Genomic DNA, 21,640 nt, shown 5'->3' with positions numbered 1-21,640 from the left:
CAGACTCGCCTTTGCTGCGTTGACTCTACCGGACCTTTTGGCCAACCGCCCCCGGCCCGCCTGCAGCGCCTGAAGTCAACCTTGCCGATCTGCGAAACAGTTGGCGCAAGCTGTCCAGATTGGTCAGCACCGTGCCCGCGATGATCGTTACCCCGCCCAACACCGCAAACCACCCGGCCGTTTCCCCGTAAAACAGCACGCCGATCGTCATCGCAATGAGCGGCGATACGTACAGCCAAGTCGACGGAAACACCGGGTTGGTCTTGGCTACCAACCAATAAAACAGGCTGTGTCCCACCATCGAACCAACCACGATGAGATATAACAGAGAGCCTAATGCGGACGGCTGCAGAAGGTCTTCGGCCGTCACCCGTTCGGTGAAGCCCGACAGGATGAGCAGTAACAAGCCCCCGAAGATCATTTGCGCAGCGTTCAGCGCAATCGGCGACACCTCGGTGTAACTCTGGGTGACCCGTTTAGTATACAGCGCGCCAATCGAGTAAAGCACTTCCCCAGTCAAAATCGCCGTGCAGCCGATGACCCAGCGGGATTCGGCCTGGACCGAGGTCAGGTTGGGCAGAACGAGCAGCATGACGCCGGCCAATCCGATGATTATGCCCAGAACGGCTCGTCTCGTCGCTTTTTGCCGCAGCACGATCATCTGCATCAGCAGAATCATCAGCGGTCCCGTAGCCGATAATACCGCGGCGATTCCGGAGGTCACGTATTGCTCCGCCCAGTACAGAAAACTAAACGTCCCGAAGGTCAGCAAACCTCCCGTCACCAGCATTTCCTTGCGCAGCAGCAAGGCAAAATCGGCCTTTTTTCTCCAAACCATCCACAGAAACAGGATCGCCCCGGCCGCGAGGAAACGGATCCCCGCCGAGAAAAACGGAGGCGCCGCGTGGTCCACCCCGATCTTTATCGCTAAAAAAGTGGTGCCGAATATGAGACATACGATCAAATAGTTGATCAGAATCATCAAGATCTTCCCCTTTCGCCTATTGAACTGTATCATACAGGAAAGGAGACAGAACAGATTTACCGATGCAGAACAGATGCTTCGGCTTCTCGCGTAAAATGGTTCGTGTTGCAAGAAGGGAAGGCGATGTACCCGATGACGAAAAGGGCAGAGCCCGGGAAGATCCTCTATACGCAAGCTTATGATTATATCTTGAACCGGATTCGCCGGGGGGACTGGAAGGCGCACGACAAGCTGCCTTCCGTGCGTGCGTTGGCCGGGGAACTGCAGCTCCATCGGTTAACCGTATTCCGGGCATACGGGTTGCTGAAGGAGCATGGGATCGTTTACGTGAAGGAAAAATCCGGTTATTACGTTTCCGAAGGCACACCCTATGAAGAACCCGCTGGAGCAGGCGGATATGCGTCTGCTACCGCCCCCCGACACGAGGCCGGACGTCTGCAAAATGCCCTGAGCGAGATCCACCGCATTCCGGCCGACTATTCGTTCTCCCAGGCGCTCATCGATCCGAACCTGCTGCCGAACCTGTTCCTTTCAGACCACGTGAAGCAGGTATTCGACCGCTATCCCAAGCTGCTTGGCACTTACTCCTCTGTCCAAGGAGACGAGGAGCTGCGGGAGCTCCTCAGTGCAGATTTGCAGCGGAAAAATAAGCTTCAGGTCTCCCCCGACGAACTGCTGATCACGACCGGCGGCCAGCAAGCGATCGACCTGCTGGCTGGCGTTTATCTTCGTCCCATGGACCATGTCCTGGTGGAACGCCCAACCTACAGCTCGGCGCTTGACTGCTTCCGTCAGAGGGGCGCTCGTCTCTTACCCGTGGAGATTCGCAGGGACGGGTATGACCTGGACGTTGTCGAAGCTTACCTGAAACGCCATAAACCCCGGATGTTTTATATGAACCCGACCTTTCACAATCCGACGGGATACACGGTGCCGGCCGTCCAACGCAAGCAACTGGTTGAACTGGCGGAGCGCTACGGTTGCTTGATCGTCGAGGATGACGCAGTTCATGACGTTTACTTCGACGCACCGCCTCCCCCGCCGCTCTATTCCTACGATACGGAAGGCTGGGTCGTCTACCTGCGCAGCTTCAGCAAGTACTTGGCGCCTGGTCTGCGCATCTGCGCCGTTGCCGCGCGAGCAGCCGCGATGGTTCCGCTGCTGACCGCCAAGTCGCTGGCCGACAACGGGACGCCGCTCGTCAACCAGAAGCTGTTCCAGCACTGCTTCGAGTCGGTACGGCTGCAGCTGCACCTGGAGAAGCTTCGTACGGCGCTACAAATTCGCCGGGACGTGATGGAGCAAGCGCTCGCTTCAGGTACAGGCTGGCAGTGGTTCCGTCCGCAAGGCGGCTTGAATCTGTGGGTCCACCTCCCTGACGGGCTAAACGCCAACCGGCTCCTGACCGAAAGCATCCGCCGTGGGTTAACGTTCGTCCCCGGAACGATCTGCGATCCCATGGGTGAAATGAACGACCAAATCCGGCTCAGCTATTCGTTCATGAATGAAGCGCGGATTCAAGAAGGCGTTCACCTGCTGGTCCGCTTGGCCGAGGAGCTGGTGCAAAGCGAATGAAGCACGCGATGAATGATGGGAACGAATTCGATACCCGGGCAAACCTGAAAAAACAGCCGCCTTCTCCCTTGCGGGACGGAAGACGGCTGATTTCGCTTGAGGCTCGGCCAAGTCACACTCCGCGGGAACGGGAGGGATGCTCTTTCCCCCGGGATTCCTTCTTCTTCGGTTTGGGAATCTGCTCGGCCCACAGGGAGATGGAGAACGGGATCATCCCGAACCATCGCCGGCTCCACGGTTCCTTGACCTTCGAGCGCTCACGGCGGACTTCCCGCGGCGTTTCCACGTAATCCACCACCCGCTCCGTGATGTATTTGACCAACTCGTCGCCTTTCGCCATTGGAGATAGCTCCTTTCCAGCTTAGTCGTTCTTCGTTAGCTCTAGTTTGTGCCGAATCGCACCGCATTAAACCCGTACAACCCCATGGCTACCGGCAAATCGCCAATGCATGATTTTCCTTCCGCTGGCTCACTCTATAGAGGTAGAAAAGCCCGAAAGGTGAGACACATGGGAAAGATTACACGATGCCTGCTAGCCATAATGAGTTCGATCCCCATAGCATTCGGTTGGGGGATCGCCCCGGCAGCGGCTGACGAAGGTAAGGATCTTCGACATGCCTTCCCCGAACCGGTGATTCTGATCGATGCCGGTCACGGAGGGATTGACGGGGGAACGTCTTACGAACAGATTCTCGAGAAGGATATCAATCTCGAAATTGGGCGGCGGCTTTATGTCGTCCTGAGAAGCCACGGCTACCGCGCAATACTCAACCGGACGGGGGATTATGCCCTAAGCGACGACAATCGCTGGCTTCACAGCCGCTCACGGCACCTGCGGGACCTTGCCCAGCGTAAGGAACTTAGCGAGCAGTTGCCCGCTTCGATCGTCGTCAGCCTGCATGTCAACTGGGGACGGAATAAATCGAAACGCGGTCCGCTTGTACTCCATCAGAACGAAGGACGAAGCGTGGTACTAGCAGACTCGATCCAACGGTCACTGGAAAGGTTCTATCAGTTGGAAGCAGCTCGAGTTCCGGAACACGGGAAGCCGTTTTATTTGCTGAACCATATCGATTGCCCCGCCGTCATTGTGGAGACGGGATTTCTCAGCAATACCGAAGACCGCGCCATTCTCACGAACGGGCGCGGTCAGCAGAGGATTGCCGAAGCGTTGTATCGAGGCATCTCCGAATATTTTACGGTAATGTAAACCCCGGTCCCGGCTTCACGCCGGGACTAATTTGTTCCCGCGCCAATTCGCTGATTCCGATGAAATGGATGCCTTCCGCCTGCAGCATCGGGATATTTTTTCTCAATGCAGCCGCTGTTTTCTTGCCTTGTACACCCACATGCCCAATGGTTACACAGCTGCCTCGGTTCTCCTTCTTCAACAAGGCAAGGACTTGCCGCAGTTGACCCGAGACGTGCTCCACGCTGCCCACATCGTCCAGGAAAATGTCATTTTCAAGCCGGGGCAGTCCCTTCTCTTCGCTTAAGCGAGGAATGACCGACCAATAATTGGTTTTGCTATCAACGAAGAATAAACCGCGTTCCCGGCATACCTCCAAAATCACCGACATCACGCGCTCATCTCCGGTTACCTTCGAGCCCATATGGTTGTTCATACCCACGGCATAAGGCACTTGTTCAATCGCGGCTTCCACCCGCCGACGGATCTCCCCGTCCGTCATGTTGGAGAGGATGGCCCCGGGTCCCAGCCACTCCGGTCTTCCTTGCTTCGGCTCCATCGGCAAATGGACAATCACATCGTGCCCGTGCTCGTGCGCCCGTCGCGCATCCTCCTGAGTGGTTTCCAAGAAAGGCATGACTGCAACGGTCAATTTCACAGGCAAGTCCAACATTTCGTCCGTCCCGTCCATCCGATTGCCAAAATCATCGATAATCACCGCAAGTTTGTGGGTAGACACTGGTTGTTTGCTATCCACTGCCGGATCTGTCTTCTCTCCTCCAGCGCCGACCGGCGCAGCTCGTCCGCTTCCGGGTGTCATCAACAACAGCGCGATCAAACAACTGACAGTCAGCACCGGGAACCATCGAACCGGGTTGCGGAAAATCGTCAAATTCGCTTCCTCCTTTACTCATCCCCACTTGGATTTAAAATCAAGCTTCCCCGAAATTCCCGTCGCCGCGTCAGGCAAGTCCACACCAGATCGGCCGCAAGCAACAGCAATAGCAGCGGGCCAGCCACGGACCACACCGAGGAAATGCTTTGATACGCTTGTTCCACCAGCGGGTGCAGCACTTTGAGCATCACCGCCGACAGAAGTCCCCAATACAGTGAAAATCGCAGGCAGACATGGCCGCCAAGCTGAAACCGTAGCCCAGAATAATCCCACCATCTTCGCCCAAACATCGTGAACAGCAAATATCCGCTGATCCCTTCAACGACGGTTGGAATGATGAGACATAATAGAGCCGCTAGCAGCGGGCGTACTCCTTCTCCCTCCTGCAAAAATATCAATAGAAGCAGCGGGGCTACGCCGTACATCGGCTTAAACGGGCCCTTCATGAACCCCTCCTTCCAGAACACTCCCTGCGTGAACAGGCTGTATACATTTTCGAGCAGCCAGCCAAAGAGTGAATACAGCAGAAAATAAAAACCGAGTTCTCCCGCCGTCATGAACACCATCCTCCTTTCTGCTAGTATGACTGTCCCTGTCCGGAAACATGCGCAAACGGTCCGCTGCGCACCAGAGCTCACAAATAAAGGTAAAAAATACCCTTACATCTGCGAAAAGGCCCCTTTTGAACAAAATAGCGGTATTTGATGGCCTTATTTCTCCGCAGGAGCCCCAAATGGGGCGGTTTTGTCCCTATCGAACCGAAATAAGGCCATTTTTTACCGCTATTTGTTCAAAAAGAGCCATATCACCGAAAATAAGGTGATTTTTTACCGTTATCTCTTCCGAGGCCGGCGAAGTCCATGCCTTACCCATTCGGGCGTAGCAGGGCTACCGTGTCCGCCCCATACCAAAAACCAGCCCCCACTACCAAGCAGTGAGGGCTGGTTTTACTTGTGTTATGCCGTTGTCTGTCTTCGCCATCCATGGGCCAAAACTCGTTACATTCCCAGCACCGGATGGGGGACATACGGTTCTTCCAGTCGAGCAATTTCGTCCGGCGTTAACCGAAGCGACACCGCGGCAACCGCGTCCTCGAGATGATGCGGTTTGGTCGCACCCACTATCGGCGCGGTGACCGGGGATTTCTGCAGCACCCAGGCCAAGGCGACTTGCGCGCGCGGCACCCCGCGCTGAGCCGCGACCTCAGCCACGCGCTCGACCACCTTGCGGTCAGCTCCCTCCGTGGCCGCGAACAGACGTTGGCCGAACAGGTCGCTTTGCGAACGCTCACTTTGTTCATCCCAATCGCGGGTTAACCGGCCGCGAGCCAGCGGGCTCCAAGGAATGATACCGATGTTCTCCGCTTCGCACAGCGGCAGCATCTCACGTTCTTCCTCGCGATACAACAGGTTCAGGTAATTTTGCATGGAGACAAATCGGGTCCATCCGTGCCGCTCAGCAGTATGCAGTGCTTTAAGAAATTGCCAGGCATACATCGAGGAAGCCCCGATATAACGGGCCTTGCCAGCCTTGACGACATCATGGAGCGCCTCCATCGTTTCTTCGATCGGCGTCGTGGGATCCCAGCGGTGAATCTGATACAGATCGACGTAGTCCGTCCCCAAACGTTTCAGGCTATGGTCAATTTCCGCCAGGATCGCTTTGCGCGACAAACCTCCCCCGTTCGGACCGGGACGCATTCGCCCATGGACCTTGGTGGCAATCACGATCTCGTCGCGGTTGGCGAACGTTTTAAGTGCTCGCCCGACGATTTCTTCGCTGGTCCCATCGGAGTACACGTTGGCCGTATCGAAGAAATTAATGCCAAGCTCAAGTGCCTTGCGGATAAACGGACGGCTTTCTTCCTCGTTCAGCGACCAAGGATGCGCCCCGCGGTTCGGTTCGCCGTAGCTCATGCAACCTAGGCAGATGCGCGATACCTCAAGGCCGGTTCGTCCCAGCTTCACATATTCCATGCTTCATTCCCCTTCCGCTCGCAATTTGAATATCCTTATCTACTCTCTTATTATAACGCAACCGGCGCCTGCGCCTAAATTTCCTTCAAAGTACGAACGCGTTCTTGAATCAGCGCTATGAATTCCCGTGCTGCCGCGCCAAGATATTTATCCTTCAGGTGAACGATCCCTACCTCCCGGGTCAGGCAGGGATTTCGCAACGGGAGTTGGCACAAATCCCGCAAATCGTACATATCCAGCAGCGTCTTGGACAGGATGGTTACGCCTGCGCCGGAGCGGATGAGTCGCAGCAAGGAGTCGATAGTGGTCGTTTCGATTTGGGGTTGCAGCGTAAACCCTTTGACTGCGCAAGTCGCATCGACCAATTGGCGGCAGCGATGCGTCGGAGGAAACATAACCACCGCCTCTTCCACGATACGTTCGAAATCGATGGAGGTTTGCCCGGCCAGAGGATGCGCAGCTGGTGCGACGAAATAGAAATCCTCCTTGTACAGGGGGATGGCAGCGAATCGTTCGTCCTCCTCCTGCGGCAGGATCGTCACCGCAAAATCGGCCTCCTCCGACACCAGGTACTCGATTACGTCTTCGACCCCAAGCAATTTGAGCTGCAAGCGGGGATGCCGGGGGTAGAATTCCCCAAGAAGCCCGGATACGAGTTCGTTTAATTCCCCGATCAGCGCGGCCACCGCCAACTCGCCGCGTTCCAGATGATGCAGCTCGGAAATTTCCTCGCGAACCCCCGCCAATGAGTTAAAAATAGCGGCGCTATATTTATGCAAAATATGACCCGCCGGCGTCATCGTAATTTTTTTGCCGATCCGATTGAACAACGGGACGCTTAACTCGTCCTCCAGTAGCTTGATTTGATAACTGAGGGTCGGCTGCGAGATGTTCAAGCGTTCGGCCGCTTTCGTAAAATGCAGCTCCTGGCAGACCGCTTTGAAGCATTCCAGTTGTCTTAGTTCCATATGAACTTCATCCTCCCCGGTTTACGGATAATGATTTAATCTATCTATCATTATGATCGAAACAATCATATTGATCAATGATAATTTTGAACGATACAATGATCCTGAAAACGAATTGAATTGAAAATTTAGGAGGAACCCATGATGCCGAATTCGATTGCCGAAATCAAAATCCCCGACAGCAAGCTTGCTTTTGAAGCCGCCGAATTGCTGCGCGAATACGGAGACGAGCTGCTGTGGAACCACTCGAACCGCGTATTTTTATTCGCCGCCCTACAGGGGAACCAAGCGAACGTGAACTATGACGCCGAATTGCTTTACATCAGCGCCCTGTTCCACGATTTGGGCCTCACCCCGCATTACAGCAGTCCGGACAAACGATTTGAAGTGGACGGCGCCAATGCAGCCCGCGAATTTCTGAGAAGCCGCGGTGTCCCGCAGGAATCCATCCGGTTAGTGTGGGATGCAATCGCTCTGCATACCACCATCGGCGTCGCCGAATACAAAGAACCCGAAGTCGCCTTGCTCTACTCCGGGGTCGGTTATGACGTGATGGGCGAGAATTTCGAACGGATTTCGGAAGAGGTCCGCCAAGAGATCGTAGCCGCCTTTCCTCGCAACGATTTCAAGAACCGCATCATCCCTGCGTTTTTTGAAGGCTTTAAGCACAAAACGGATACCACGTTCGGGAATATTAAGGCCGATGTGTGCGCCGCCATGATCCCCGGCTTCCAACGGAAGAACTTTTGCGACTGCATCCATCACTCCCCTTGGAAGGAATAAATCGCAATCCGCGGCGGTCACAAATCAGCTAGAGCCCGGCTAAAGCGGTGAAATACGTCTCGATAAGCGGGGAATCGCAGTTGTGGCCCCTAGTGGAGGGGGCCGAAGTCGTTAAGACGGACCTTTCGGAACTGCGAATGCTCGCGGAACGAGCGGGCATGTCGGAATGGGAGGATGACGTTTTGCCGTGGGACCTTCTCGGCGGTTTGGGTCCTCTATCCGAAACGGAAGATCCCGAGGACTGGTTTCCGCCGATCGGTCCCACCCCGTTTGATGCCGCCGGCCTATTGGCGATGGGCTGCCGGTTGGCCAATATCCTCTTATCGACCGCGGGAAGGTAGGATTCCTAAGCTCTTGATCTGGGCTCTCCGTGGTATAGTAGAACAAGGTAAGGACTAAGGATAACACCGGACATGCTAGTTGTGACGGGGATGTCTGATCAAGGAGGTTTTCTTGAAATCATGTTTAATCAAATCACCTGCGCGGATAACGTTGGGCTCGAAGCCTGGGCTTTGGAAGAATTACAAAACTATTCGAAGCAACCCATCATTCGGTTTGATAAAGATCCGCAAAGCAAAGATGAGTTAATGGGAAGAATCCAAGGTGCGGATTGCGTATTTGTATCCTGGAGAACGAGGATTGATCAGGAGTTGATTGCAAACCACCCGTCGATTCGGTATATCGGCATGTGCTGCAGCCTGTATGACGAGCGATCGGCCAACGTCGATATCGCCGCGGCGAGGGCGCATGGCATCGAGGTAAGGGGAGTTCGTGATTATGGCGATGAAGGGGTTGCCGAATTCGTCATGAGCGAGCTCATCCGCTTGCTCAAAGGTCTGGGCCCGCACCAATGGCTAAGCGAACCGGTCGAGCTGCAGCAGCGCAAGCTGGGCATCATCGGGATGGGGGCGACGGGCAAGATTTTGGCGCATCGGGCTTCCGCTTTCGGCATGCAAGTCCGTTATTTCAGCCGGAACCGCAAACCGGATTGCGAACAAGCCGGGTTTGAATATGCTCCGCTTCGCGAGTTGCTGCATACCTCGGAGATGATCTCCATGCACTTGCCCAGAAACACCCATCTCCTCGGACCTGAGGATTTCGCCGCTTTGGGCCACGGCAAAATTCTGGTGAACACCTCCCTCGGAGCGCCATTTGATGCCGCTGCCTTTCGGGAGTGGATCCAAGCAAGCGGAAATTATGCGATCTTTGACGCTGACGGTGCAGGGGAGTTCAAAACTGAGCTTCACCGCTATCCCCAAATCATCTATACTCCCAAAGTGTCAGGTTTCACCCGGGAAGCCAGAGGAAGATTATCTCGCAAGGCATTGGACAATTTAACGAGTTATATGGACACGAGTAAATAAAAAAAACAGCCTCGCAACCGCTCCGAAGAGCAAATTGCGAGGCTGTTCTACTTAAGGATGCGGTCGAGAGGACTCGAACCTCCACGGGGGGTTAGCCCACACGGACCTGAACCGTGCGCGTCTGCCAATTCCGCCACGACCGCGTTTCTCGGTTGATGCATTGTTTTGCAGCAACGAATCATATAATATCATTTATTTATCGAAGAGTCAATAAATGAATCTCTGGAAATCCCTCCTCCTTCCCGTTATACTTGAAGGATATCCCGACGAATTACCTTGGAAATGGAGTGCCTTATCGATGTTGACTCATTCCAATCCTTTTATTAAGAAGCAAATCTATGATCGAATCTCGTTCCTCGGCACCGTCTCCAAAGCCGACCTGATGAGCGAGTTTCCGCTTACTAGCAGCAGCATGACACGTTTACTGGAGGAGATGACCTCCCGGGGGCTAATCGTCATCTCCGGGCTGGGGAGCTCGACCGGCGGCCGAAAGCCGATCCTGTTCCAGACGAATCCGAAGCACAGATTTGTGTTTGGGCTCGAAATCTCCCGGATCTACTCCGTACTTGGTCTATATGATCTGCATTTAAACCCTTTGTCACAGGCCCGCTGGAAAATGGACGATCGCATGACACCCGATGTTCTGGCGGACTCTGTTGCCAATACCGCGAAGGCGTTTCTTACGGAGCACGGAATCACTTCCGCCGACATTCTGGGAATCGGCATCGGTGCGGTTGGCCCGCTGGATCATCGCAACGGAATCATCCTCGAACCCGAGTGGTTTCCCGCCCCCTCCTGGAGACACGTTCCAATCTGCACTATGCTCGAGGAGCGGTTAGGGATTCCCGCCATGCTCGATAACGGGGCCAACACGGCGCTCATCGGTGAGCACTGGGCGCTGCGATCCGAAACCGTTCGGCACGCCTTATACGTGCATGCCGGCGTAAACATCCGCTCGGCCGCCATGTCCGAGGGCCGGATTCTTCGAGGTGCCGCCGATACCGAAGGGGCCATCGGGCAAATGATCATTCAGATGGATGGACCAAGGCTCCGTAATAAAGGCAACTCCGGAGCGTTGGAGGCCTTCGTTTCGGTTCCCGCACTTGAAGAGCGGGTTCGCTCCGAGCTCATAGCCGGGCGCCTCAGCGTGTTGTCAGGCGAAGCCCCGGAACGTGTGAACTTCGCCGCCCTAGTCGACGCCTTGTCTCAGAACGATCCACTGGTAATGGAACAATTCACGGAAACGGCCGTCTGCCTCGGAACCGGACTAGCCAATCTGATCAATGCCTTACACCCTGAATATGTTGTTCTGGGCGGTCCGCTTGTCAGCGCACACCCGCTTGTCTTCGATATTGCAGTCGAAATCGCGAAGAAAAATGCATACCATTATCCCGAATACAACCCGCTGTTTACCCAAGGTCAGCTGACCGATACTGCCGTAGCTACGGGGGCGGCGCTGATGGTGCTGCAGCATTGGCCAATCGATTAAGAAAGAGATTGGCCCAAAGGTGGTCCATTTGAAAAGTTCCCTTGATGATAAAAATAATCGGCCAGGTATCAACCCACCTAGCCGATTATTTTTCATTGTTGGCAGAGTTGCCCAACTTTCAGAAGATTATGGGCATGGGAAAGCCCCCTGATTTCTGATTCATACGTGCACTGTACTGTCACCGGCAAGAATGTTGCAGATAGTGCAACATTCTTGCCGATTCCTTCGTATACGCCCCAAAATCCTGCACAAAATGCAACATTCCGGCCCCGCAGGACAGTTTGGGGGTGGAATTGTTGCAGGAAATGCAACATTTCACCTTCACAGGCCCGTTTCCCCGCCCAAATCCTGCACGAAATGCAACATTTCCGTGATCGGATCCACTTACCTTCCGGGACGAACCCTTTGCTTATGCACCGCCGGAAGTTGTTGAGAACCGACACGCTCTCATTCCTTCCCGATCCCGCTGCGGTATTCGCTCGGGGACATCCCGGTGGACTTCTTGAACTGCCGCGAGAAGTACAACGCATCGTTAAAGCCAACGGAGGAAGCGATTTGATCGACGGTTAACGAGCCGGTAAGCAACTCCTTTGCTTTATCGATCCTCACCTTCGTCAAATACTGTTTGGGCGACAGTCCGGTCCGTGCCTTAAAGGCGTTAAACAAATGGGCCCGGTGGTAACCGAGATTTCGGGACAACTCCTCAATGCCGATTTGCTGCGGGTACTGCAGCTGAAACCAGCGGATCGCCTGCTCCACCTGCCGGTCGATCATCGCCGGCTCCTTCGCGGCGGCACGGGGGAGGATGTCCCGATTCGCCAATCCGAAATGGTGAAGCAGAAGCGTCATCCAGCCCGTCGCCTCAAGGTTCTCCAAACGCGGGTGGTCAGATTGCCGAAACGATGAGCGGAGACGGGCGTAAAGCTCCCGCAATTCCTCGGGTTCCCTGGAGCTTACGACGGGTTTATCCGGCGTGATGCCGACGTCCTTTAACTGCCGAAGGACGCCTGGTCCTTTTAACGCGACCCAGGCGTAATGCCACGGGTGCCGGGAATCCGCTTCATAAGTGAACAAGCCGTTCGGAAAAATGACGAAGGTGTCCCCCGGCCCGCAGGAATAAATGCGTCCGCCCCAGGTATATGTTCCTTTCCCCTCAAATACCGTGTGCAGCAAATAATGATCGTGCACGGACGGCCCGATGCGGTGATTCGGATGGGGACGGCCTTGCCCGCTAAACAAGACTGTCACATCCCGTTCCCGGTCATCGGGGTTCATGTGGACTTCAAATAAGTCATGTTCGGGAATCATCACTGCCCCCTAGATAAGCGTTTTGGCCTGCTCTCCCTAGCGTAAGGGATAGCAGACCAAAATACAACATTCCTCCATACTTCCCTTCCATTCCTCCATACCTTTATTTCAGGGCGAGAGCTATATTGAGGAAGAAAAAGGAGGAGATAGGACATGTCCAAAATTACATTTATCGGGGCTGGCAGCACCGTATTCGCCAAGATTGTACTGGGCGATTGTATGCAAACCCCAGCCTTGCAAGGTTTCGAGCTCGCTTTATTCGATATCGATCTCCAGCGGCTGAAAGATTCGGAGAATATGCTGAACCATTTGAAGCTCAGCAGCGGCAGTACCTGCGTCGTGAAAGCTTACACCAACCGGAAGGAAGCGCTGAAAGGGGCGAAATACGTCATCAACGCCATCCAGGTCGGCGGCTACGATCCTTGCACCATAACGGATTTTGAGATTCCGAAAAAGTATGGGCTGCGCCAGACAATCGCCGATACGGTGGGAATCGGTGGGATTTTCCGTAACCTGCGGACGATTCCGGCGATGCTGGACTTTGCGGCCGATATCCGCGAAATGTGCCCGGATGCCCTGTTCTTGAATTACACAAACCCCATGGCCGTGCTGACCAATGTCATGAATACGTATGGCCAAGTCCGTACTGTCGGGCTTTGCCATAGCGTGCAGGCTTGCATTCCCGGCTTGTTCGATAGCTTAGGGATGGACAAAACCGGAGTTCAAGCCAAAATCGCTGGCATTAACCATATGGCCTGGCTGCTGGAGGTGACCCGAGATGGAGTCGACCTCTACCCGGAAATTAAACGCCTCGCGGCCGAGAAGCAGCAGCAACCACATCATGATATGGTGCGCTTCGAAATGATGCTGAAATTCGGATATTACATCACGGAGTCGTCGGAGCATAATGCCGAATACCATCCTTATTTCATCAAGCGGAACTATCCTGAACTCATCGACCGTTTCCAAATTCCGCTGGACGAATACCCGCGCCGCTGCGTCGAGCAAATTTCCAACTGGAAGCGCATGCGGGAGGAGCTCGTTGGCAACCAGGAGCTCAAGCACGAACGCTCTCACGAGTATGCTTCGTATATCATGGAGGCCATCGAGACCGACGTTCCGTTCAAAATCGGCGGCAACGTGATGAATTCGGGACTGATTCCCAACCTCCCGGCGGAAGCCTGCGTGGAAGTCCCCTGCCTGGTGGATGCCAGCGGCGTAACTCCAACCTATGTTGGTAATCTGCCGCCGCAATGCGCCGCCTTAAACCGGACGAACATCAATACCCAGCTCTTGACGATTGAAGCGGCGATCACCGGCAAGAAAGAGCATATTTACCATGCAGCCATGCTTGACCCCCACACTTCGGCCGAGTTGTCCATCGACGACATGGTCGCCATGTGTGATGACCTCATCGAAGCCCATGGGGATTGGCTGCCGACCTATCGCTAAACGGAAAACTTCTGCTATTTGACCGATCCGATCATCCCGGCTACGAAATGCTTCTGCATGACGAAGAAGACGACGGCCGTCGGGAGCGTCGAAATGACGATAGCCAGCATAATTAATCCGTAATCCGGAGAATAGCTGGAGCCCAACGTTGAAATCAGCAGCGGTACGGTCTGCTTCTGCGGCGTTTGCAGCACGATCAGCGGCCACATGTAATTGTTCCAGCTGCTCATGAACGTGATAATCGCCGCCGCGGCATAGGTCGTTTTCATCGTAGGCACGTATACGCGGAAGAACATCCCCAGCTCGGATAAGCCGTCGATCCGGCCTGCTTCAAGCAGCTCTTTCGGGAACATCTTCGTGCTTTGCCGGAAGAAGAAGATCAGAAACGCCGTCGTCATGGTTGGGAGCACAACCGCGGCCAGCGTTTCGATGCCAATCAAGGGAACCAGGTTGGTGATTCGACCGAACATACGGTAAAGCGGCACCATCAAGGCTGCAAAGGGCAGCATCATCGATAACAATAGCACGTTAAATACGATGTCCTTCGCCTTGCTCCGGTAGATCTCGAAACCGTAACCGGCCAGCGAAGCGATCAGCATAGCAAGTAACGTCGTGGAGACGGAGACGGTCAGCGAGTTTTTGAGCGCATTCAAAATATCAACGGAATCCAGCAAGCTGCGCAGGTTCTCCATAAAGTGGGAGCCTGGCAGCAGCTTGCCCCGGGTCACGTCTACCGATGGATTCGTGGAGCTGACGATCATCCATAGAAACGGAAAGATCGAAACAAACGCCGCTATGGTGAGGAACAGGTACATAGACAGTCGTTTCACCCTATGCATCACGATCACCTGCCACTTTAAATTGTACAATGGACAAGATGACAATCATCACCACGATGGAATAAGACACCGTTGCCGCATACCCGAAATTCGCTGCGTACTTGAAGGACAAATTATAAATGTATTGCGAGATCGTCGAGCTCGCGTTACCCGGACCCCCCTGCGTGATGTTCATTACTTCGTCGAATAGCTGCAACGTGCCAATCGTCGAGGTGATCGAAGTAAACAAAATAATCGGTTTCAAGAGCGGAATCGTGATTTGGAAAAACTGTTTGCTCGCCGACGCTCCGTCTATTTTGGCTGCTTCGTAAACCGAAGGATCGATGTTCTGGATGGCCGAAAGGTAAAAGATCATGTTATACCCCGTCCATCTCCAGGTAATCGCAATAATGATCGTAATTTTAGCCCAAAACGGATCGGTAATCCACGGAATCGGTTCCGACACAAGGTGCAATTGCAGCAGCAGCATATTGACCAGACCGTCGCCCGCAAACAGGTATTTAAAAATAACGGAATAAGCGACAAGCGAAGTGATGCAGGGCAGGAAGATCGCCGTGCGGAAAAATCCCTTCCATTTCAAATTCCGGTCATTTAACATCACGGACAAGATTAACGCCAGCAGTACCATGATCGGAACCTGTACGATCAGGTATATGAACGTATTCTTGACCGCCGTCAGAAACATCGAGTCCGTAAACAATCGCTGATAATTGCCCAGCCCGTTAAAGGTCAAGTTCGAGCCCGTACCGGTTTGCAGCGACAGAAGCAATGCCTGGATCATCGGATAGAAGTAAAACAGTGCGATCAGCACCACGGCTGCTGTCACAAACAACCAACCGACTGCGGAAGCCTTCCAGCGCAAAACAGAGCCAGTTGCTCTCATCATTGCAATTGAGATTCGGCTTGAGCCTGGGCGTCGCGGATGACGCTGTCCACGTCTTTGCCATTCAAGTAGTTCTGGATTTCAATGGCCATAATGTCATCGATTGCGTAAGTGTGCAAGCCGTAATTGACCTTAGGCACCTCTTCGGTCCATTTGGCGAAATCGGCATAAATCTTCTGACCGCCGAAGAACTCGTCGGCTTTATCGTAAGCCGCTCCGCTGGATGCAGCCTTCAGCGAGCCGATCGCGCCGATTTTCTCCAGCAGCAGGGAATATAATTCGCTATCGGAGCCAAAGGTTTCCGCCAGGAAATTCGCAGCCGCGTCCTGACCGTCCATATTCATCACATACCAGGAGCTCCCCCCTAGATTCGAGGCGTTCACCGATGCTGCGCTATTCGCCAGCTTCGGCGTCGGCACGACCGCCCATTTACCGGATTGGGAAGCCTCCGCTTTAACAGACGGCGTAATCCAGTTGCCGGTTGGGACAGACGCAACATCTCCGTTGTTAAACGCCGCCAGGAATTGGCTCCAGTCCGAATTTAATTTCACGATATTGGCGTCGAACATCGCTTTATAGGTTTCGAGGGCTTCCTTGATCACCGGATTGTCCGCCAGATTTGGCGTTTTACCGTCTTCCTTCAAGTACCACGTTCCTGCCGACTGCGCCATCACGCGGATTAGCCCGATGTCATTGGGATCTTGAGTCAGCATGTCTTTGCCCGTAACTTCCTTGACCTTCTTGCCGATTTCGATGTACTTGTTCCAATCGATATTGGTTACATCCTCCACGGTATATCCCGCTTGCTCCAGGTAATCCGTTCGCACGTAAAGCGCCGTAGCCCCGGAATCGAACGGTACGCCGTATTGTTTGCCGTTATAGCTCGTCGGTCCGATTTTGTACTCTGCGAAATCCTCCGGTTTGATGAGATCGGACATGTCGCGAAACGAATCGGGATAAGCCTGCAAGAAATTTTGGGCCCGATAATCCTCGATCAGCACGATGTTCGGCAGCCCTTTAGTCGTTCCTGAGTTCAGCCCGGTGTTCAGCTTCTGGACGATGTCGTCCTGCGCGTATTCTACGATGTTCACCTTGACGTCCGTGTGCTTCGCTTCATATCTTTCTTTGGCCAAATTTAATGCGGCGATATTAAAGTTCGGATCCCAGGCCCAAACGGTGATCTCCTGAGCGCCTTTCGAGCCGTCCCCGCCATTCCCTGCAGTCGAACCCGCAGTGTCCCCCGTACTCTCCGAGTTGCCGGAATTGCCAGCGTTTCCGGAACTCCCGGAACAAGCGGACACCACCAGCGTCAGCACTAGACTGACCATCAATAGCATCAAGCTTTTTCTCATTTCGGTTCATCCCCCTGTTATCGTGATGGGCAGCGCCTCATTAAGAAAGCGCTTCCTTTTATCGCTTTTAGGATAGCATTGCGGCGGAACGGCCCGTTAGGAATATCTTTGTGCGGTTTGGTGATTTTCTTGTCCATGTCGAGTTTACCGCAAGACGATACTGGTCTTTTTTTTGGAAAATAGGAAAATCTTTAGACCGCATCCCCGGTTACCTCAGAATCCTCAATCAGTGGAAGTACGATGCGAATTTGCGTCCCTTCTCCCTTCACGCTGGTGATCCGAACGCCGTAGGACTCCCCGTGCAGCAGCTTAATCCGGTGATTCACATTTTGAATGCCAATCCCCGTTAATAGCTGGCTGCGGTTCTTCGGATGATCGGGAACCCAGTCGTTCGGGTCAAATTCCATACCGTCCCCGTTATCCGCCACTTCGCAAACAAGGGAATGATCCGTTTTCGAAATCAGGATGTAAATCGTTCCTTCGGTTTTAACGTTAAAAGCATGAAAAAAGGCGTTTTCGATAAAGGGCTGCAGAATCAGCTTGGGCAGCTCGCACCGGATACAGTCTGGAGATACGAAATAGCTCACCTTGATCCGGTCGCCGTAACGGACTTGATTGATAAATACGTAGTTTCTCAGGTTCTCGAGCTCCTGCTCAACCGTGATCGTTTCGTTGGCATTGCTGATCGTATTTTGCAGCAGGGAAATCAACGCGTTAATCGTCTCGGCCGCGGTTTCCTTGCTGCCCTTCTGGACCAACAGCTTGATCGAGGCTAAGGTGTTGTACAGGAAATGCGGATTGATCTGCCGCTGCAGTGCGGCGAGCTCAGCGTTCCGCTGTTCCTTCTGCGTTTCTAGCAGCTTGTGAACGTAATCGTTTAGCTCGTCCAGCATGTAGTTAAACGCTTTGCTCAGCTCTTTGACTTCATAGCTGCCGCTGACCGAGATGTAGTTGCGGAAATCCTTCTTCGTGATGGTCGACATCAGCCGGACCAGACGTGTCAGCGACAGCGTTAACCGGCGGGAAATCACGAACACAAGGAGCAGCGCAGCTCCAATAATGACCAAACAGATCAACGCGACTTGGCGAATGTTGATGATTTGCCCGGCGGTGTACTGCCGATCGATCAGGTTCACGAGATACAATCGATAGGGCGGCAGGTCATTCGCCAGAATGATCGCTTCTTTGCCAAATGCCGTCCCCTTCAAGTAATCCAGCCGGTCGCGCTTCAACGTCTCGACATCCCGAAGTAACTCAGACGACTTGCTACCGATCAGCTCCGTGCGGTTGCTGGAGACGACAACGCCGGCCGGGTCAAGCACGAGCACATCGTTTCCGCTACTCGTAAAGTTGGCGAAGAACCGGCGAAATTCCGTTTCTCGAATCGCGATATACAGCATCCCATAACTAAGCCCGCCCGTACGATCCACCAACGCTTTGGAGGCGACGATAAATCGCTCCTTGCCTGCTTTACCGTCCCGCTCGTCATATTGATACAACACCCGTCGCGGCTCCGCAGCAGTATAACGGGTTAACGGATCGTCAGCAAGTTCCTGAGAAGACACCGGCCAGTAGTTCGAGTCGGTCGAGTAACTGCGCCCATTCACCCCGATGATGGTGACCGCCACATCGTAAGCCCCCAGATTGGACGCGATCTGCTCCATCTGCTCCGCCATGCGGTAATACACCTTCGACATCGCCACCGAATCCGTGTCCCCGCCGGTCAAATACGTCTTCACCGAGCCGCTTTGCGAGGCAAAGGTGACCGCGTTAACGACGGAATCGTTAAACGACTCCATCCCGGTATTGATCTGGTTCAGAACTTTCCCGTTGGTGATGCTGAACGTTTCGGCAAACAACCGCTCCGCCATGCGGATGGTGATTAGCGAGGTGAGAAGGCACACCGCGACGATGCTTACCGTCATGACGACAAAGAGCTTGGAGATGAGATGGCTGCTGCGAAACTTTTCGATTAAATTCATCCGTTATCCCCTCTTGGCGAGCTGCTGCCGGCGATATTCCCGCGGCGACAACCCCGTTTGCTTTTTGAACACTTTGGTGAAATAACTGGGATCCGAATAACCCACTTGGCTGCCGATCTCCCAAATGGGCAACACGTCGGTACGGAGTAGCTCCATCGCCTTGGCGATACGGATCCGATTTAAATATTCGCTAAACCCCTCATCGTTGTGAGTGGAGAAGTAGCTCGACAAATACGACGGATTAAAGTGAAAATGCCGGCTGAGTGAGCTTAAAGAAAGCGGCTCTCCATAGTGTTCATCGATATACTCAAGCAGCAGCTTCATGTTGCCGTCGCCGGGCAGCGGGACACGGGCCGATATCAGTGCTTCCGCTTCACTCAAGAAAGCGTGGAACGCCTGTAAAGCACCGGCTACGTCCTGCGCTTCATCAATGGCTTTAAAATAGGTGAACTTCGATGCTTCCAGCTCTTTCGCTTCGCGGTGGAGCTCCAAGGCTGCAATCGTCACGTGGAATACGGCGTTCCCCAAGAACGATTTGAACTCAAAGGGCGTTTGCCGATAACTCCCGGCCGCTTCGGCAGCGAGTCCTCGCAATCTCCCGAACGCTTCCTCCGCCTGCCCCTTCTTAATTCCAGACATCAATTCCTTCATGTCGAATGTAGGAAGCGCGGTAGCCGGGGGTAGCTCTTCTGTTTGCAGGACGGTCTTTCCAGGAAAATAAAACCGAAATTCCAACAGCTTCTGCCACTCTTCCCGGTACGCGTTCCCCAAATCGCGAAGCTCCGCAAATTCGCTGCCGATCACCCACGTCAAATCCGGCATCAGCGCTGCTTTGGCCAGCGCGTATCCGTACACAGCGTCAGTCACTTCAACTCTGTGCTGACCGGGAAAATTCAGCAACATTAACAGTTGCCTGCCTTCGGAATAGATGCGCTGAATCCGCATCGAAACGGTCAGCTCGTACAATCGGCTCTCCAATCCTGCCGCAAGACCGGATAGATACCCATCCGGTTCCCCCGCTATTTGGCTGGCATCCGTACCGGTCAGCAGAAACCGATCATACGGAAAAGCTTCGGACAGCCGTTGATCCCGTTGATCCCCCTCCTCCGATTCGTATCCGTCGATTAGACGCTCGAGCAGGCGTTCCAGTGGCAAGTCCCCGCGTTCGATTTCTCCGAGTGAAAACCCAGGAATTTTGCGAGCGGTTCTTTGCAATACCTGCAAGAGCTCCTCCGTCTCCAGCTTTGGCTTGAGGATATAGTCCGCGACACCGCTTTGGAACGTGGAACGCACATACTCGAATTCCCCAAAGCTGCTCAGCACGATCACCTCCACCTGCGGGTAGCGGGCTTTCAGCACGCGAGTCAATTCCTCCCCGTCCATCACCGGCATGACGATATCCGTAATGACGATATGAGGCGACAACGGTCCCATCATCTCCAGCGCTTCCTTGCCGTTTGCGGCCTCGCCGACAATGCGGAACCCATGCGTCTCCCAATCCAGATGGTGCTTGATCCCCTGACGCACCAACAGTTCATCATCAACAATCATTATCCGGCAGAGCTCGCTCATGTCTTTATCCCCCCAGGATCCAATCAAGTTCCGTTCGATATGTTAGCGTTTACACAAAAGAGCAAAACGGCGGTCTCCCGCCGCTTCGCATCACTGCAGATCCAGTCGGTAATTCACCGCATACTCCGCTTCTTTAAACCCTTCCTGAAGATATAACGCTTTGGCCCGTTCATTTTCCGCGTTAACGCACAGGATGACCCGGCTATATCCGATTTCCCAGCCAAACTCCATCGCCCGACGAAGCAGCAAGCGGCCGAGTCCCTTCCCTTGGTATTCAGGGAGCAGCGCGAGAGGCCCGATGTTCATGATCGGCGCATCCACGTATTCGTCGTCCGCGCAACGTACAATGCCAATCGGCCGATCCTCATGGACCAAGAACAGCATACCGCCGTTCAGATAATCCAATTCTCCGGGATACTTCGCCACCATGTCCGGCGTAATTGGCGTTTGGCTGCCCTTCAGTTGAGCAAATCCAGCATTCCGTACGACGCACCAAGCTTCCTCGTCCTCCCCAGGGCGGAACGCACGGAAGCTATAGCCTTTCGGAAGGTCATACGGCGCGGGGTTCAGCGGTTCGTTCACCAGCAGGAAAGAATATCTTTCCACCTGGAAACCAAGCTGTGAAACGATCTCCATCAGTCCGGGATTAACCGACGGCACAAAGATGAACATCTTCGCCAAGCCCTCGCCATGCTTCACGATTTCAGCAAGCAAGCGATGGTAAACGGCCTCATCCCCGGTTTCGCTGTGCAAAATGCGAAAACGCGCCTGCTGTCCCTTTCGCTGGTAAGCATCGGCGATGATCGAAGCCGCGCCGATCAGTTCCCCCTTCTCATTGACGGCTATGTAAGTGGGATGCTCCTCATGAATTTGGAACTCAGCCAAATCCTCTTCATACAAGAAGGAGTCGTCCACCTCTTGGCGATGCTTGCGACAGTATGTCTTAAAGTCCTCCATCCGCTCCGGACTTAAGGGCAAAATTCGAATGTCCATGTTTGCTCCTCCTTTTAGATCAATAGAAATTAATG

The 21,640-nt window shown here is 53.9% G+C and carries 20 protein-coding genes and 1 tRNA gene; 7 read left to right on the top strand and 14 right to left on the bottom strand.

Going from position 1 to position 21,640, the window contains the following annotated elements; all coding sequences use genetic code 11:
• Positions 1–25 precede the first annotated feature (25 nt).
• Entirely contained in the window at positions 26–982 is a 957-nt protein-coding gene (locus tag MKZ15_RS08800) for an EamA family transporter (RefSeq protein ID WP_339821269.1), read from the bottom strand.
• A gap of 135 nt (positions 983–1,117) precedes the next feature.
• Here MKZ15_RS08800 and MKZ15_RS08795 point away from each other — a divergent pair, with 135 nt between their 5' ends.
• Positions 1,118–2,560, top strand: a complete 1,443-nt coding sequence (locus MKZ15_RS08795; protein WP_339821268.1) for a PLP-dependent aminotransferase family protein — start codon at positions 1,118–1,120, stop codon at positions 2,558–2,560.
• Positions 2,561–2,672: 112 nt separating this feature from the next.
• Here MKZ15_RS08795 and MKZ15_RS08790 read toward each other — a convergent pair whose 3' ends face one another.
• Positions 2,673–2,900 (bottom strand): YqzE family protein, encoded by a 228-nt coding sequence (locus tag MKZ15_RS08790; RefSeq protein ID WP_213621859.1) that lies wholly within the window; start codon positions 2,898–2,900, stop codon positions 2,673–2,675.
• Positions 2,901–3,068: 168 nt separating this feature from the next.
• Here MKZ15_RS08790 and MKZ15_RS08785 point away from each other — a divergent pair, with 168 nt between their 5' ends.
• Entirely contained in the window at positions 3,069–3,770 is a 702-nt protein-coding gene (locus MKZ15_RS08785) for an N-acetylmuramoyl-L-alanine amidase (protein ID WP_213621860.1), read from the top strand.
• Here the strand turns inward: MKZ15_RS08785 and MKZ15_RS08780 are convergent.
• From MKZ15_RS08780 to MKZ15_RS08765, 4 genes are all read right to left on the bottom strand, one after another.
• Positions 3,757–4,641 carry a divergent polysaccharide deacetylase family protein gene (locus MKZ15_RS08780; protein WP_244868357.1) on the bottom strand — a complete coding sequence of 295 codons (885 nt, stop codon included), beginning with the start codon at positions 4,639–4,641 and terminating at the stop codon, positions 3,757–3,759. The genes MKZ15_RS08785 and MKZ15_RS08780 overlap by 14 nt on opposite strands.
• Positions 4,642–4,655: 14 nt before the next feature.
• The gene (locus tag MKZ15_RS08775; RefSeq protein ID WP_339821265.1) at positions 4,656–5,201 is read right to left on the bottom strand and encodes a putative ABC transporter permease; all 546 of its coding nucleotides are present in this window, start codon (positions 5,199–5,201) and stop codon (positions 4,656–4,658) included.
• Positions 5,202–5,642: 441 nt separating this feature from the next.
• Positions 5,643–6,620 carry an aldo/keto reductase gene (locus tag MKZ15_RS08770; RefSeq protein ID WP_339821264.1) on the bottom strand — a complete coding sequence of 326 codons (978 nt, stop codon included), beginning with the start codon at positions 6,618–6,620 and terminating at the stop codon, positions 5,643–5,645.
• A gap of 74 nt (positions 6,621–6,694) precedes the next feature.
• Positions 6,695–7,588, bottom strand: coding sequence for a LysR family transcriptional regulator (locus MKZ15_RS08765; protein ID WP_193415041.1), 894 nt, complete (start codon positions 7,586–7,588; stop codon positions 6,695–6,697).
• Positions 7,589–7,732: 144 nt separating this feature from the next.
• Between MKZ15_RS08765 and MKZ15_RS08760 the strand changes: the two genes are divergently transcribed.
• From MKZ15_RS08760 to MKZ15_RS08750, 3 genes are all read left to right on the top strand, one after another.
• A complete protein-coding gene (locus tag MKZ15_RS08760; RefSeq protein ID WP_193415040.1) occupies positions 7,733–8,371 on the top strand; it encodes an HD domain-containing protein in 639 nt (212 codons plus the stop codon).
• 80 nt (positions 8,372–8,451) lie between these two features.
• Positions 8,452–8,712 carry a hypothetical protein gene (locus MKZ15_RS08755; RefSeq protein WP_339821262.1) on the top strand — a complete coding sequence of 87 codons (261 nt, stop codon included), beginning with the start codon at positions 8,452–8,454 and terminating at the stop codon, positions 8,710–8,712.
• 120 nt (positions 8,713–8,832) lie between these two features.
• Positions 8,833–9,735, top strand: coding sequence for a D-isomer specific 2-hydroxyacid dehydrogenase family protein (locus MKZ15_RS08750; RefSeq protein ID WP_339821260.1), 903 nt, complete (start codon positions 8,833–8,835; stop codon positions 9,733–9,735).
• Positions 9,736–9,793: 58 nt separating this feature from the next.
• Here the strand turns inward: MKZ15_RS08750 and MKZ15_RS08745 are convergent.
• Positions 9,794–9,878: transfer RNA gene (locus MKZ15_RS08745), tRNA-Leu, on the bottom strand.
• 155 nt (positions 9,879–10,033) lie between these two features.
• Between MKZ15_RS08745 and MKZ15_RS08740 the strand changes: the two genes are divergently transcribed.
• A complete protein-coding gene (locus MKZ15_RS08740; protein ID WP_339821258.1) occupies positions 10,034–11,224 on the top strand; it encodes an ROK family protein in 1,191 nt (396 codons plus the stop codon).
• A gap of 447 nt (positions 11,225–11,671) precedes the next feature.
• Here the strand turns inward: MKZ15_RS08740 and MKZ15_RS08735 are convergent, their stop codons facing one another.
• Positions 11,672–12,532, bottom strand: a complete 861-nt coding sequence (locus tag MKZ15_RS08735; protein ID WP_213621865.1) for an AraC family transcriptional regulator — start codon at positions 12,530–12,532, stop codon at positions 11,672–11,674.
• 153 nt (positions 12,533–12,685) lie between these two features.
• Between MKZ15_RS08735 and MKZ15_RS08730 the strand changes: the two genes are divergently transcribed.
• Entirely contained in the window at positions 12,686–13,984 is a 1,299-nt protein-coding gene (locus MKZ15_RS08730; protein WP_339821255.1) for an alpha-glucosidase/alpha-galactosidase, read from the top strand.
• A gap of 14 nt (positions 13,985–13,998) precedes the next feature.
• On the opposite strand, the gene MKZ15_RS08725 is transcribed toward MKZ15_RS08730, so the two are convergent.
• The 6 genes from MKZ15_RS08725 to MKZ15_RS08700 all read right to left on the bottom strand — a co-directional run bounded on the left by MKZ15_RS08725 (position 13,999) and on the right by MKZ15_RS08700 (position 21,605).
• The gene (locus tag MKZ15_RS08725) at positions 13,999–14,823 is read right to left on the bottom strand and encodes a carbohydrate ABC transporter permease (protein ID WP_339822364.1); all 825 of its coding nucleotides are present in this window, start codon (positions 14,821–14,823) and stop codon (positions 13,999–14,001) included.
• Positions 14,816–15,706, bottom strand: coding sequence for a sugar ABC transporter permease (locus tag MKZ15_RS08720; protein WP_193415370.1), 891 nt, complete (start codon positions 15,704–15,706; stop codon positions 14,816–14,818). Before MKZ15_RS08720 ends, MKZ15_RS08725 begins: the two co-directional genes overlap by 8 nt.
• Entirely contained in the window at positions 15,706–17,058 is a 1,353-nt protein-coding gene (locus MKZ15_RS08715; RefSeq protein WP_339821253.1) for an extracellular solute-binding protein, read from the bottom strand. The genes MKZ15_RS08720 and MKZ15_RS08715 overlap by 1 nt, the downstream gene beginning before the upstream one ends.
• A 191-nt stretch (positions 17,059–17,249) precedes the next feature.
• Positions 17,250–19,040, bottom strand: coding sequence for a sensor histidine kinase (locus tag MKZ15_RS08710; RefSeq protein WP_213621867.1), 1,791 nt, complete (start codon positions 19,038–19,040; stop codon positions 17,250–17,252).
• Positions 19,041–19,043: 3 nt separating this feature from the next.
• A complete protein-coding gene (locus tag MKZ15_RS08705) occupies positions 19,044–20,612 on the bottom strand; it encodes a response regulator transcription factor (RefSeq protein WP_339821250.1) in 1,569 nt (522 codons plus the stop codon).
• 90 nt (positions 20,613–20,702) lie between these two features.
• Positions 20,703–21,605 carry a GNAT family N-acetyltransferase gene (locus tag MKZ15_RS08700; RefSeq protein ID WP_339821248.1) on the bottom strand — a complete coding sequence of 301 codons (903 nt, stop codon included), beginning with the start codon at positions 21,603–21,605 and terminating at the stop codon, positions 20,703–20,705.
• Between the last annotated feature and the right edge of the window lie 35 nt (positions 21,606–21,640).

The organism is Paenibacillus sp. FSL R7-0216 (assembly GCF_037969915.1).
In the GTDB taxonomy this organism is placed as follows: domain Bacteria; phylum Bacillota; class Bacilli; order Paenibacillales; family Paenibacillaceae; genus Fontibacillus; species Fontibacillus rhizolycopersici.
Note: the sequence above shows the minus strand (reverse complement) of the source record. Positions and strands in the feature narration are given on the sequence as shown.

Coding starts and splice junctions, on each gene's coding strand:
- MKZ15_RS08800 (WP_339821269.1), bottom strand. CDS start 982: ATGATTCTGATCAACTATTTGATCGTATGTCTCATATTCGGCACCACT.
- MKZ15_RS08795 (WP_339821268.1), top strand. CDS start 1,118: ATGACGAAAAGGGCAGAGCCCGGGAAGATCCTCTATACGCAAGCTTAT.
- MKZ15_RS08790 (WP_213621859.1), bottom strand. CDS start 2,900: ATGGCGAAAGGCGACGAGTTGGTCAAATACATCACGGAGCGGGTGGTG.
- MKZ15_RS08785 (WP_213621860.1), top strand. CDS start 3,069: ATGGGAAAGATTACACGATGCCTGCTAGCCATAATGAGTTCGATCCCC.
- MKZ15_RS08775 (WP_339821265.1), bottom strand. CDS start 5,201: ATGACGGCGGGAGAACTCGGTTTTTATTTTCTGCTGTATTCACTCTTT.
- MKZ15_RS08770 (WP_339821264.1), bottom strand. CDS start 6,620: ATGGAATATGTGAAGCTGGGACGAACCGGCCTTGAGGTATCGCGCATC.
- MKZ15_RS08765 (WP_193415041.1), bottom strand. CDS start 7,588: ATGGAACTAAGACAACTGGAATGCTTCAAAGCGGTCTGCCAGGAGCTG.
- MKZ15_RS08760 (WP_193415040.1), top strand. CDS start 7,733: ATGCCGAATTCGATTGCCGAAATCAAAATCCCCGACAGCAAGCTTGCT.
- MKZ15_RS08750 (WP_339821260.1), top strand. CDS start 8,833: ATGTTTAATCAAATCACCTGCGCGGATAACGTTGGGCTCGAAGCCTGG.
- MKZ15_RS08740 (WP_339821258.1), top strand. CDS start 10,034: ATGTTGACTCATTCCAATCCTTTTATTAAGAAGCAAATCTATGATCGA.
- MKZ15_RS08735 (WP_213621865.1), bottom strand. CDS start 12,532: ATGATTCCCGAACATGACTTATTTGAAGTCCACATGAACCCCGATGAC.
- MKZ15_RS08730 (WP_339821255.1), top strand. CDS start 12,686: ATGTCCAAAATTACATTTATCGGGGCTGGCAGCACCGTATTCGCCAAG.
- MKZ15_RS08725 (WP_339822364.1), bottom strand. CDS start 14,823: ATGCATAGGGTGAAACGACTGTCTATGTACCTGTTCCTCACCATAGCG.
- MKZ15_RS08720 (WP_193415370.1), bottom strand. CDS start 15,706: ATGAGAGCAACTGGCTCTGTTTTGCGCTGGAAGGCTTCCGCAGTCGGT.
- MKZ15_RS08715 (WP_339821253.1), bottom strand. CDS start 17,058: ATGAGAAAAAGCTTGATGCTATTGATGGTCAGTCTAGTGCTGACGCTG.
- MKZ15_RS08710 (WP_213621867.1), bottom strand. CDS start 19,040: ATGAATTTAATCGAAAAGTTTCGCAGCAGCCATCTCATCTCCAAGCTC.
- MKZ15_RS08705 (WP_339821250.1), bottom strand. CDS start 20,612: ATGAGCGAGCTCTGCCGGATAATGATTGTTGATGATGAACTGTTGGTG.
- MKZ15_RS08700 (WP_339821248.1), bottom strand. CDS start 21,605: ATGGACATTCGAATTTTGCCCTTAAGTCCGGAGCGGATGGAGGACTTT.